Source organism: Streptomyces sp. NPDC021100, assembly GCF_044333095.1.
GTDB lineage: Bacteria > Actinomycetota > Actinomycetes > Streptomycetales > Streptomycetaceae > Streptomyces.
The window spans coordinates 136,452-149,162 of sequence record NZ_JBIRQH010000013.1 but is presented as its reverse complement, the minus strand read 5'-3'; the positions used below and the strand labels follow the sequence as shown (position 1 = coordinate 149,162).

Here is a 12,711-nt window from a genome sequence, read left to right as displayed (position 1 = left end):
CCGTGAACCGACCGGCCCGCCGGTCCGACCGAGAGCCCGTCGAGGAGCGCCCATGGAAGCCGTGGCCGTGATCATCGCCCTGATTTTCGCGGTCCTCGTCGCGCTCGCCGTAGTCGCGACCGTCCGGACCGTGAAGGCCGTCAAGCGCGGCGTGGACCGCACGGTGACCCAGGCCCGGCGCACGGTGGAGGACACCCGGCTCAAGGCCCGGCAGTACACGGTGCCGGGCGCCGCGGGCGAGGTGGCCCAGCTGCGGCTGTCCCTGCGGACGACGATGCGGGCCACCCAGGAGGCGCTGCGGCTGCGCGCCCCCGAGGACCCGTCGCTGTCCGAGTCCCTCGCCCTCTTCGAGCGCCTGAGCGCCCACGGCCACGAGCTGGACGACGACCTCCGGCGGCTGGAGACCGAGCCCAGCCGCGAGCGGGTGGACGCCGCCCTTCCCGAGATGCGCGAGCGCACGGAGCGCATCCGGCAGGCGGCGGACTCGCTGCGCTGGGCCGCCCAGGACCGCGCCCGCCGGTTCTCGGACGACGACCTGGCGGACCTCAGCGAGCAGATCCGGATGGAGGCGGGGGCGCTGCGGCACTGGACGCCGGTGGACGCGGAGGGGGCCACGTCGACTCCTGAGCCGAAGCGGGAAGCGGAACCCTCACCGGAACCGGAGTCGGCGCGGCCCGCGATAGCGGGACAGGACATGTGGCGGAAAGACGCCCGCCCTTGGGAGAAATGGCAGAAGAACGGACACCCCGAGGGCACGAGCTGACCGGCGGCCGCCCCGAGGACGGCCTCCGCGATCCGAAGCGATCACCATCTCGGCCCGGGCTGCTTGTCCCGCCGCCGTGCGGGTAACCTCCGGTTCATGTCCCGCCATGTCGCGATCGTCACCGATTCCACGGCCTACCTGCCCCGACAGGCGATGGAGCGGCACGGCATCACGTCCGTGCCGCTGACGGTGGTGCTGGGCGACACGGCCCTGGAGGAGGGCACCGAGGTCTCCGCCCGCTCGGTCGCCCACGCCCTGCAGAAACGCCGGCCGGTGACGACGTCCCGGCCCGCCCCCGAGGTCTTCGCCGCCGCCTACCGGGCGGCGGCCGAATCCGGAGCGGAGGGCGTGGTCTCCCTCCACCTGTCCGCCGAGTTCTCCGGCACGTACGACGCCGCACTGCTCGCGGCCCGCGAGGCGCCGGTCCCCGTCCGGGTCGTCGACACGGGCATGGTGGCGATGGCCCTCGGCTTCTGCGCCCTGGCCGCCGCCGACACGGCCTCGGCCGGCGGCACGCTCGACGAGGCGGTGGCCGCCGCCGAGAAGCGCGCGGCGGGCACGGCCGCCTTCTTCTACGTCGACACCCTCGACTACCTGCGCAGGGGAGGCCGCATCGGCGCCGCCCAGGCCCTGCTGGGCTCGGCGCTGGCGGTCAAGCCCTTGCTCCAACTCGTCGACGGCCGCATCGACCTGCGCGAAAAGGTCCGCACCGCCTCCCGGGCCGTGGCCCGCCTGGAGGAAATCGCCCTCACCCACGCCGGCTCCACCCCCGTCGACATCGCCGTACACCACCTGGCCGCCCCCGATCGTGCGACCCACCTGGCGGACCATCTCCGCGAACGGGTCCCGAATCTGGGCGAGTTGCACGTGAGCGAGGTGGGCGCGGTGATCGGGGCGCATACGGGGCCGGGGCTGCTGGGGGTGGTGGTGTCGGCGCGGTAGGGGGTGGGGGCGGGGGCCGGACAGTCCTCCCCCAGTTCCCCCCAGCTCCGCCCGGTGTCCGAGGAATGAGCGGTGGGGGCACGGAGGGGCCGCGGGGCCCGGGGGCGTAGGGCTGGGGGGTGCGTGGGTAGGGCCCCAGAGAGGCCCACGACCGTACGGCCGGGGTACGGGGTGGAGCTCCCGAGGAGGGCTGTGACTGTGGGCCCGGGGGCCCGGGGCGGGTCCCGGAAGCTTGCGGGTGCAGGGGCAGGCGGGGCGGAGCCCCCGAGGAGGGCCGTGGCCGCGGGGCGGGGGCCCGTGGCGGAGCCTCGGAGGAGCCTGGAGCGCAGAGTTGGGGGCGCGGGGGCGGAGCCCCCGGAGAAACGGTGAAAGGGCGGGGCTGGGGCACTCCCCTCACCCACCACCCACCGTAACCTCCCCGGTCGCACCCCCGGCTCGCAATCACTCACACCCCCTCGATCGGGTGACGAAGTTATCCACAACTCCGCACCCGTCCACCGGATTTAAGCAAGATCACCCACTCCCGCGGCGCACTCCTACCGTCAACTCCCATGACGACGACAGCAGCACTCGACGCGACCATCCCCACACCCGACACCACCCTCCGCGACCGCGCCTCCGCACTGATGGGATCCGCAGGACCAAAAGAAACCGCCACATCACAAGAGACCGCCGCACCGAAGGCATCCGCACCCCCGCCCACCCACGACCGCCCACCGGGCCGCCCCTCTCGCCGAGTCCGAGGCGGCTGCCGAGCCGGAGCGGGTCCGGGACGAGGGACACACGCCGGGACGACGGAACGGCCACGCGCGGGCGGGCCGCGTCCAGGAGCGAGCCGTCCCGCCTCCACCGCCCCCCGACCGACGGCGGGAAGCCCCGAGCCCCTCCCACGCCCCACCCGCTGGCGCCTCGCACTCCAGGAGAAACTGCCCCTCTGGGTCCAACTCCGATGCGGCATCGAGCCCAGAACCCTCGCCGCCCTCGCGATCGTCCTGGCCGCCGCGGGCCTCTTCGCGGCCTTTCACTTCTGGACGGGCAGACCGCGGACCGTCCCGGCCCCCACCCGGGAAACGCCCGTCGCGGCGCCCCTGCCATCGGTGCGCGCCCGCCCGGGCGCACCCCCACCCGCACCGGTGGCCGCCGTATCGGTCCCACCGGCCGGTACGCCGGGCCCGAGCGCCGGGGGAGTGGTGGTGGACGTCTCCGGCAAGGTACGCCGCCCCGGCATCCAGCGACTGCCGGCCGGCTCCCGCGTCGTCGACGCCCTGGACGCGGCGGGCGGCGCGAGCCCCGGCGTCGACATGACCGGACTCAACCGGGCGCGGGTGCTCGCGGACGGCGAGCAGATCGTGGTCGGAGCACCTCCTGGCGCCGGCCAACCCCCGCCCAACGCACCGGCCCGCACGAATGATGCGGGCCCGGGCGGCGGCCCCAGGCCGGCGACGGGGACCGCACTCGCGACAGGCGCCAACGGCCCGCTCAGCCTCAACGCGGCGACGGTGGAGCAACTGGACGCGTTGCCGGGCGTGGGCCCGGTCCTGGCGCAGCACATCGTCGACTACCGCACCCAACACGGCGGCTTCCGCTCGGTCACCGACCTCCGCCAGGTCAACGGCATCGGGGCCCGCCGCTTCGCCGACCTGCGCCCCTTGGTGCAGCCATGAGGAAAACTCTCCCGCCGACCGCGACCGACCCGCCGGACACCCCGCCGGCCCGGCCCGAGCCCCCGCCCGCGATCCCCGCCGACCTCCGGCTGATGGTGCCGGCGCTCGCCGCCTGGGCCGGAGCCGCCGCCGCACTGACGGCGGACGCGACGACGGTCACCGCGCTGTGCACGGTGGCCCTGTTCCTCTCCGCCGTGTCGGCCGGCATCGCAGTCAGGTGCCGTAAGCGGGCCGCGCCACTTCGAGCTCCCACCGCCCGCCCGACGCACCCCGCCCCTCCACCTCACCCCACCCGCCGGCCGGCTCCCGCAACAGCTCCCCGTGCGCTGCCCGACGGCGACGGACCGGCCCGCCGGGACGAGACCGCACGCCCGGGCGGAAACGCGCGCGTCGCCAGGCCCGGTCAGTCCGACGGACCGGCGAGCCACGGCGGACGGAGACATCCGGACACACCCGTCGCACCCGACGCACCCGTCGCGCCCGCGCGGTCCGACAAGGCGCCGCCGTCGCACGGCGCGATGCAGCGGCCGACACGCCCCGACCGCCCGGCACGCCCGGATGGTGCGGCGCGCGTCGACCGGCCCACGCCCGCTCACCGGACGCGGGCGACGCCTGCCGACGGCCCGGCGCGTGCGCAAGGGCCCGCGCACCCCGGCGGAAGCCGGCACTCCGACCGTCAGCCGCCCTCCGACGGACCCGCGCGGCCTGACGGCACAGCGCGTCGTCTCCGCCTTTCCCGGACCGACTGGCCGCGCCGCGCGCCGCGCCGCTGGGGTTCGGTCCTCGCCGCGGCCACCGCCGCCGCGCTGCTGTGCGGTGCCGCCGGCGCCGCGGTCGGCGCGCTGCGGGCAGCGGACGGCCGGCGGGGGCCGGTGCCGGGGCTGGCGGCGGAGTACGCGGAGGCGACGCTCGACGTCACGGTGGTCAAGGACCCCCGTGCGGTCCGGCCGCGGGCACGCGGGGCGGTGCGGGCCGCCCCGGCCGTCACCGTGGAGGGGGAGGCGACCCGGGTCGAGGTCACCCGGCGGGGGACGGCGACCGCGACCAAGGTCCGGACGCCGGTCCTGCTCCTCGTCCGGCCCGACTGGCTGGGCATCCTGCCGTCCACCCGACTCCGGGTGACCGGCCGGCTGGCGCCGCCCACGTACGACGGCGACAGGATCGCGGCCGTCGTCCGGGTCCGGCACGGACCGCCCCAGGTGATCGGGCAACCGACCGGGCTCCAGAAGACCGCCGCACGGCTCCGCGCGGGCCTGCGCGAGGCCACCGACGGACTGACGCCGGACGCGCGGGCCCTGTTGCCGGGCCTGGTGGTCGGGGACACGTCCCGCATCCCGCCCGATCTCGACGAGGCGTTCCACGCCACGGACCTCACTCATTTGCTTGCCGTCTCCGGAAGCAACCTGACCATCCTGCTCACCCTGCTGATCGGCCCCGCGCATCTGGCGGCGCGGGCCGAACGCCGGGGCCTGGCCGGGCGGCTGGGCATCCCTCTGCGGGGGACGGCGGTCGTGGGCGGGCTGCTGGTGCTGGGGTTCGTCGTGGTGTGCCGGCCGGAGCCGAGCGTGCTCCGGGCCGCGGCCTGCGGCCTGGTCGCCCTGCTCGCCCTCGCCACGGGCCGCCGCCGCACCCTGCTGCCCGCCCTGGCGGCGGCCATCCTGGCGCTGGTGCTCTACGACCCTTGGTTGGCGCGGAGTTACGGGTTCCTGCTGTCCGTCCTGGCCACCGGCGCCCTGCTGACGGTGGCTCCGCGCTGGAGCGCGGCGCTGCGCCGGCGTGGTGTGCCGGCCCGGCTCGCGGAGGCCTTCGCGACGACCGCAGCGGCGCAGGCCGCCTGCGCGCCGGTGATCGTGCTGCTGTCGTCCCGGGTGAGCCTGGTCGGCATTCCCTGCAACCTGCTCGCGGAGCTCGCGGTCGCCCCGGCCACGATCCTGGGCTTCGCGACCCTGGTCACCGCCCCGTTCACCGCTCCCGTGGCACACGGCCTCGCCTGGCTCGCGGGCCGGCCCGCCGGCTGGACGGCGGCCGTGGCGCGGACCGGCGCGGCCCTCCCCGGCGCGGAGGTCGCCTGGCCGAGCGGCTGGTCGGGAGCGGCGCTGATGGCCGCGGGCGTCGTGGCCGCCGGGTACGCGGTCCACCGAGCCGCCCGGCGCTCCGAGCGGCATTCCGAGCGGCACCTGCCCCGCCGCCGACGCCGACGGCGCTGGTTCGGCGCGCTCTGTGCGCTCCTTCTCGCCCTGGCGATCATCCGGCCGGCTCCACTGACCCGGATCGTCACCGGCTGGCCGCCGCCCGGCTGGCGGTTCGCGGCCTGCGACGTGGGGCAGGGCGACGCCCTGGCGCTCGCGGCGGGTGACGGAGCGGCCGTCGTCGTGGACGCCGGGCCCGAGCCCCGGGCCGTCGACCACTGCTTGCGCGCGCTGGGCGTGCGGACCGTGCCGCTCCTGCTGCTGACGCACTACCACGCCGATCACGTGGACGGACTGCCCGGCGTCCTGCGCGGCCGGGCGGTGGGGACGATCGAGGGCACCCCGTTCGAAGAACCGCCCGGGCAGGCCGCGTTCGTGCGCGGCGAGGCACGCCGCGCGGGTGTCCCGGTCGTCGCCGCGGCACCCGGCGAACGCGGCCGGCTCGGTCCGCTGTCCTGGGAGGTGCTGTGGCCGCCGTCTCCGGGGGAGGCGGCCGAGGCGGAGGACGGCCCCAACGACGCCAGCGTCACCCTTCTCGTCCGCGCCCGGGAGCTGACCCTCCTGCTCCTCGGCGACCTCGAACCGCCGGCCCAGCACGCCCTCCTGGAGCGGCATCCGGAGCTGCCGCCGGTGGACGTCCTGAAGGTCGCCCACCACGGCTCGGCCCACCAGGACGCCGAGCTGCTGCACCGTGCGCGGCCCCGGCTGGCCGTCGTCTCGGTGGGGACGGGCAACTCCTACGGGCATCCCGCGCCGCGGACGCTCACCGCCCTGCGCGCGGAGGGCGCGGTGGTGCTGCGGACCGACCGTGACGGGCCGGTGGCGGTGACGGGCGCGGCCGACGCCGTCCTGGGCGGCCAGGACCCGGCGGCGCGGCCTCCGGAACGGGGGACGGGGCGGGGAACGGAACGGGGGAGCGGACGGTTCAGTCCGTCTCGATCCAGCCCTCGTACTCCTCGGCGAGGGCGTGCAGCGCGGCGGAGTCCAGGACGCCGTCCGGGTCCTCCAGGACGACCAGCCACTGAGCGTCCTCCGCGTCGTCCTCTCCGGCCAGCGCCTCGCGGACGATCTGCGGCGTCCCGTCCAGGGGGTGTTCGGCCGCGGCCCGCTCGGCCGCCTCCTCGGCGGCCTCCCGGTCCGGGAGCACCAGCAGGAAGCGGGAAGGGCGGTCGACGGAGGAAGAGGAAGGGGGAACGCTGCTCACCCGCTCATTGTGCGGCATGCCCGCACGACCGTGGAGGGGAGCGCCCGGCCCGCGCGGGACGGAGTGTCCGACCCGCGTGGGATGCTGGGTCCGATGGCCAGGAACACCGCGGGCAAAGCCGCGAACGACGATCTGCTCGCCCCCGTCACGCTCGCCGTGGGGCAGGAAGAGCTTCTCCTCGACCGCGCCGTGCAGGAGGTGGTGGCCGCGGCCCGCGCCGCCGACGCGGACACCGACGTCCGTGACCTCGCGCCGGACGCGCTCCAGCCCGGCACCCTCGCCGAGCTGACCAGCCCGTCGCTGTTCGCGGAGCGCAAGGTCGTGATCGTGCGCAACTCCCAGGACCTCTCGGCGGACACGATCAAGGACGTCAAGGGCTACCTGGGCGCCCCGGCCGAGGAGATCACCCTCGTTCTGCTGCACGCCGGCGGTGCGAAGGGCAAGGGGCTGCTGGACGCCGCCCGGAAGGCGGGGGCCCGGGAGGTCGCCTGCCCCAAGATGACCAAGCCGGCCGACCGGCTGGCGTTCGTCCGGCAGGAGTTCCGGTCCACGCGCCGGTCCGCGACGCCGGAGGCGTGCCAGGCGCTCGTCGACGCCATCGGCAGCGACCTGCGCGAGCTGGCCAGCGCCTGCGCACAGCTCGTCGCCGACGTCGAGGGCACGATCGACGAGGCGGTCGTCGCCCGCTACTACACCGGCCGGGCCGAGGCGTCGAGCTTCACCGTCGCCGACCGGGCCGTGGAGGGCCGGGCCGCCGAGGCCCTGGAGGCGCTGCGCTGGGCCATGTCCACCGGCGTCGCGCCGGTGCTGATCACCAGCGCCCTCGCCCAGGGCGTGCGCTCGATCGGCAAGCTCGCCTCGGCACCGCGCGGTGCCCGGCCGGGCGACCTGGCCCGTGAGCTCGGCATGCCGCCGTGGAAGATCGACCGGGTGCGCCAGCAGATGCGCGGCTGGTCGGCGGACGGCGTCGCGGCCGCGCTGCGCGCCGTCGCCGAGGCGGACGCTGGGGTCAAGGGCGGCGGCGACGATCCGGAGTACGCCTTGGAGAAGGCCGTGGTCGCGGTGGCCCGGGCGGCCCGCAGTCGCTCCTGAGCGCGCGCCCGCCCGGGCCGCCAGGTACCCCGAAGCCGTTCCTGAGCGACGCGGCATGCCCGGAGGGCCGCCGCGTACCCCGAGTTCCTCCCGAGCCCCGAGTACGCCGAAGGCCCCGGTCCGTCCTGGGGAAGGACGGGCCCGGGGCCTCGGTTTCGTTCGGTGAGCCGTCAGGCTCTTGCCGCGCCCGCGTGGCGAACGACCGAGCGCGGCGGGGTGCCGTTCCGGAGCGGTAGAGGGGCCGCTGGTTCCGGTACCGGCAGGGACCGGGGCTCACGCCCCGGAAAGGCTTCAGCCCTTGAGGGCGGCAACCTGCTTGGCCAGCGCCGACTTCTTGTTGGCGGCGGCGTTCTTGTGCAGGACACCCTTGCTGGCGGCCTTGTCGAGCTTCTTGCCGGCCAGGGCGACGGCGGCGGTGGCCTTGGCGGCGTCACCGGCGACGATGGCCTCGCGGGCCGCGCGGACAGCGGTCTTGACCGAGGACTTGACGGACTTGTTGCGCAGGCGCGCCTTCTCGTTGGTCTTGTTCCGCTTGATCTGGGACTTGATGTTCGCCACGAAAGAGCCTTTTCAGGTTCGTTGGATTTCGAGAGTGCGCTCCGCGCGTGAGAGGGTCGCGAAGCACAGTGGACCAGGCTACCAGCCCGCCCCGGGCCGTCCCAAACCGGACGGCGGCCGCCGCTCATGGGAGCATGGAGGGGTCGTATACCCGACTCCCGCCGAGACTGGCGTGCAAACGCCGAAGTCACCGAATGGATCCTGCGTGCCCGCGACCCCTACCAACGTGCCCGAGCCGAGCCGTACCGACCCGGCTCTGATCCGTAACTTCTGCATCATCGCGCACATCGACCATGGCAAGTCGACGCTCGCCGACCGGATGCTTCAGCTGACCGGCGTGGTCGACTCGCGGCAGATGCGCGCGCAGTACCTCGACCGGATGGACATCGAGCGCGAGCGCGGCATCACGATCAAGTCGCAGGCGGTCCGCCTCCCCTGGGCGCCCTCCGAGGACGAGTCGAAGACGACGCACATCCTCAACATGATCGACACCCCGGGCCACGTCGACTTCACCTACGAGGTCTCCCGCTCCCTCGCCGCGTGCGAGGGCTGCATCCTCCTGGTGGACGCCGCCCAGGGCATCGAGGCCCAGACCCTCGCCAACCTCTACCTGGCGATGGAGAACGACCTCACGATCATCCCGGTCCTCAACAAGATCGACCTGCCGGCCGCGCAGCCCGAGAAGTTCGCCGCCGAGCTGGCCAACCTCGTCGGCTGCGACCCGTCCGACGTCCTCAAGGTCTCCGCGAAGACCGGCGTCGGCGTCCCCGAGCTGCTGGACCGCGTCGTCCGCGACGTCCCGGCCCCGGTCGGCGTCAAGGACGCCCCGGCCCGCGCGATGATCTTCGACTCGGTCTACGACGCCTACCGCGGCGTCGTGACGTACGTGAAGGTCGTCGACGGCACGCTGCGCAAGCGCGAGCGGATCAAGATGATGTCGACCGGCGCCCAGCACGAGCTGCTGGAGATCGGCACCAACTCCCCGGAGATGCTGTCCGCGGACGGTCTGTCCGTCGGTGAGGTCGGCTACCTGATCACCGGCGTGAAGGACGTCCGCCAGTCCAAGGTCGGCGACACCATCACCCAGTTCCAGAACGGGGCGACCCAGGCGCTGGGCGGGTACAAGGACCCCAAGCCGATGGTCTTCTCCGGCCTGTACCCGCTGGACGGCTCGGACTACCCGGAGCTGCGCGAGGCGCTCGACAAGCTCCAGCTCAACGACGCCGCGCTGGTGTACGAGCCGGAGACGTCCGCCGCGCTGGGCTTCGGCTTCCGCGTCGGCTTCCTGGGCCTGCTCCACCTGGAGGTCATCCGCGAGCGCCTGGAGCGCGAGTTCGGTCTCGACCTGATCGCCACCGCGCCGAACGTGGTCTACAACGTCCTCATGGAGGACGGCACCGAGCACGAGGTGACCAACCCGAGCGAGTTCCCGACCGGCAAGATCGCCGAGGTGCACGAGCCGGTCGTCCGGGCCACCATCCTGGCGCCCAGCGAGTTCATCGGCGCGATCATGGAGCTCTGCCAGACCCGCCGCGGTGTCCTGCTGGGCATGGACTACCTCTCCGAGGACCGCGTCGAGATCCGCTACACGCTGCCCCTCGCCGAGGTCGTCTTCGACTTCTTCGACCAGCTCAAGTCCAAGACCCGCGGCTACGCCTCGCTGGACTACGAGCCCACCGGCGAGCAGATCTCCGACCTGGTCAAGGTCGACATCCTGCTGCACGGCGACAAGGTCGACGCCTTCTCGGCGATCACCCACAAGGACAAGGCGTACGCCTACGGCGTCCGGCTCGTCGCCAAGCTCCGCGAGCTCATCCCGCGGCAGAACTTCGAGGTGCCGATCCAGGCCGCGATCGGCTCCCGCGTCATCGCCCGTGAGACCGTCCGCGCCATTCGCAAGGATGTTCTCGCGAAGTGCTACGGCGGTGACATCTCCCGTAAGCGGAAGCTCCTGGAGAAGCAGAAGGAGGGCAAGAAGCGAATGAAGATGGTCGGCAGTGTGGAAGTTCCGCAGGAGGCCTTCATCGCGGTGCTCTCCTCGGACGAGAGTGGCGAGAAGGGCAAGAAGTAGCCGGTCCCGCCCCCGCCGCGCCCCCGGCGGCGCACGGACGCCCGCTCCCCGCGAGGGAGCGGGCGTTTCCGTAGGCCCATGGGGTCCCCGGGGAGTTCCCGTCGCCCCGGGCGGCATCCCGCGCGGTACGTGTACGCGCCACCAATCACTTTCGGTCACAGGTTCAACAAGGCTTTCTGGGCCTCTTACATGACGGCCCCGGCGCCTCTAGTCTGATCACTGCTTGAAGGTTACTCGCGAGTCACCCAGCAACGAGGCGGGCCCCGGAGGATGCCGTGACCGACACCAGGACTTTGCTCGAGAACCGGCCGCCCTCCGTGGCGACGCTCTTCCTCGAACGCGTCGCCGCCACTCCCGATGCCGAGGCCTACCGGTATCCCGTGCCGCCCCCCTCCGGCCGCGGCCCGTCCGCCTGGGCCTCGCTCACCTGGAAACAGGCCGCCGAGCGGGTGTTCGCGATCTCCGCCGGGCTGATCGGACTCGGCGTCGCCCCCGAGGAGCGCGTCGCCCTCGCCTCCAACACCCGCGTCGAGTGGATCCTCGCCGACCTGGGCATCCTCTGCTCCGGCGCCGCCACCACCCCGCTCTACCCCAGCACCAACGCCGAGGAGTCGGCGTTCATGCTCGCCGACTCCGAGAGCAAGGTGCTCATCGCGGAGGACGCCGCCCAGCTCGCCAAGGCCCGCGAGCAGCGCGACGCCCTCCCCGGCCTGGCGCACGTCGTGGTGATCGACGAAGCGGACGCGGTACCCGCCGAAGGGGACCCGGACGGCTGGGTGCTCTCCCTCGCCGAGCTGGAACGACGCGGCGCGGCCCGCCTGAAGGAGACCCCGGACCTGGTCCGCGACCGGGTCGCCGCGATCCGCTCCGAGCAGCTCGCCACCCTCATCTACACCTCCGGCACCACCGGCCGCCCCAAGGGCGTCCGCCTCCGCCAGGACAGCTGGTCGTACATGGCCCGCGCCATCGAGGCCACCGGCCTGGTCCGCCCCGACGACGTCCAGTACCTCTGGCTCCCGCTCGCGCACGTCTTCGGCAAGGTGCTCACGGCCGGGCACATCGGCATCGGCCACGTCACCGCCGTCGACGGCCGCGCGGACAAGATCGTCGAGAACCTGCCGGTCGTCCGGCCGACCTATATGGCGGCCGTGCCCCGCGTCTTCGAGAAGGTCTACAACGGCGTGGTCGCCAAGGCCCGGGAGGGCGGCGGGGCCAAGTACAAGATCTTCCAGTGGGCCGCCGAGGTGTCCCGCGAGTACGCCAGAGTCTCGCAGGACAACTACCGCCGCACCGGCAGCCGTTCCGTCCCCTTCGCGCTCGCCGCCCGCCACAAGGCCGCCGACGTCCTCGTCTACGCCAAGATCCGGGAGGCGTTCGGCGGCCGGCTGCGCGCCTGCATCTCCGGCGCGTCCGCCCTCGCCCCCGACATCGGCCTCTTCTTCTCCGGCGCCGGCATCCACATCCTGGAGGGCTACGGCCTCACCGAGACCAGCGCCGCCAACTTCGTCAACCCCGGCGAGGCGTACCGCACCGGCACCGTCGGCAAGCCGCTCCCCGGCACCGAGGTCCGCATAGCGGACGACGGCGAGGTCCTGCTGCGCGGTCCCGGGATCATGGAGGGCTACCACGGACTGCCCGAGCGCACGGCGGAAGTCCTCGAACCGGACGGCTGGTTCCACACCGGCGACATCGGCGAACTGTCGCCCGACGGCTTCCTGCGCATCACCGACCGCAAGAAGGACCTGATCAAGACGTCGGGCGGCAAGTACGTCGCCCCCGCCGAGGTCGAGGGCCGCTTCAAGGGCATCTGCCCGTTCGTCTCCAACATCCTCGTCCACGGCGCCGACCGGAACTACTGCACCGCCCTCATCGCCCTGGACGAGCCCTCCCTGCTCAAGTGGGCGGCCGACCACGGCCTCGGCGGCCGCACGTACGCCGAGGTGGTCGCCGCGCCGCAGACCGAGGAGATGGTCGGGGAGTACGTCCGACGGCTCAACGAGGGCCTCCAGCGCTGGCAGACGATCAAGAAGTTCCGGCTGCTGCCGCGCGACCTGGACGTGGAGCACGGGGAGCTCACGCCCAGCCTCAAGCTGAAGCGGCCCGTCGTGGAGCGGGAGTACAAGGACCTGATCGAGGAGATGTACGAGGGCACGCGCGAGCGCTGACCGGGGCGCCTCCCCGCGCCCCGGTGCCCGAGGGCTCGAGCACGGTCCGGCGTCCGGCGGTCA

Annotated in this window: 8 protein-coding genes and 1 pseudogene; 7 read left to right on the top strand and 2 right to left on the bottom strand. The window is 73.8% G+C overall.

Annotated elements, in window-relative coordinates; all coding sequences use genetic code 11:
* Positions 1 to 52 precede the first annotated feature (52 nt).
* The 4 genes and pseudogenes from ACH4PU_RS23180 to ACH4PU_RS23165 form a co-directional block, all read left to right on the top strand.
* Positions 53 to 763: a hypothetical protein gene (locus ACH4PU_RS23180; protein ID WP_398275157.1), complete on the top strand. Its 711-nt coding sequence runs from the start codon at positions 53 to 55 to the stop codon at positions 761 to 763.
* 96 nt (positions 764 to 859) lie between these two features.
* Positions 860 to 1,705 (top strand): DegV family protein, encoded by an 846-nt coding sequence (locus ACH4PU_RS23175; protein ID WP_398275154.1) that lies wholly within the window; start codon positions 860 to 862, stop codon positions 1,703 to 1,705.
* A 1,193-nt stretch (positions 1,706 to 2,898) separates the two neighbouring features.
* Entirely contained in the window at positions 2,899 to 3,369 is a 471-nt protein-coding gene (locus ACH4PU_RS23170; RefSeq protein WP_398275151.1) for a helix-hairpin-helix domain-containing protein, read from the top strand.
* A gap of 518 nt (positions 3,370 to 3,887) precedes the next feature.
* A pseudogene (locus ACH4PU_RS23165) lies at positions 3,888 to 6,395 on the top strand (ComEC/Rec2 family competence protein); the annotation flags it as partial.
* An 88-nt stretch (positions 6,396 to 6,483) separates the two neighbouring features.
* On the opposite strand, the gene ACH4PU_RS23160 reads toward ACH4PU_RS23165, so the two are convergent.
* A complete protein-coding gene (locus ACH4PU_RS23160) occupies positions 6,484 to 6,711 on the bottom strand; it encodes a hypothetical protein (protein ID WP_398275296.1) in 228 nt (75 codons plus the stop codon).
* A 144-nt stretch (positions 6,712 to 6,855) separates the two neighbouring features.
* Here ACH4PU_RS23160 and holA point away from each other — a divergent pair, with 144 nt between their 5' ends.
* Complete coding sequence (gene holA, locus ACH4PU_RS23155) at positions 6,856 to 7,854, top strand: DNA polymerase III subunit delta (protein WP_398275148.1); 999 nt, start codon at positions 6,856 to 6,858, stop codon at positions 7,852 to 7,854.
* Positions 7,855 to 8,145: 291 nt separating this feature from the next.
* On the opposite strand, the gene rpsT is transcribed toward holA, so the two are convergent.
* The gene (gene rpsT / locus ACH4PU_RS23150) at positions 8,146 to 8,412 is read right to left on the bottom strand and encodes a 30S ribosomal protein S20 (RefSeq protein WP_398275145.1); all 267 of its coding nucleotides are present in this window, start codon (positions 8,410 to 8,412) and stop codon (positions 8,146 to 8,148) included.
* A gap of 205 nt (positions 8,413 to 8,617) precedes the next feature.
* Here rpsT and lepA point away from each other — a divergent pair, with 205 nt between their 5' ends.
* A complete protein-coding gene (lepA, locus tag ACH4PU_RS23145; RefSeq protein WP_398275142.1) occupies positions 8,618 to 10,483 on the top strand; it encodes a translation elongation factor 4 in 1,866 nt (621 codons plus the stop codon).
* 275 nt (positions 10,484 to 10,758) lie between these two features.
* The gene (locus ACH4PU_RS23140) at positions 10,759 to 12,648 is read left to right on the top strand and encodes an AMP-dependent synthetase/ligase (protein ID WP_398275139.1); all 1,890 of its coding nucleotides are present in this window, start codon (positions 10,759 to 10,761) and stop codon (positions 12,646 to 12,648) included.
* The last annotated feature ends 63 nt before the right edge of the window (positions 12,649 to 12,711 follow it).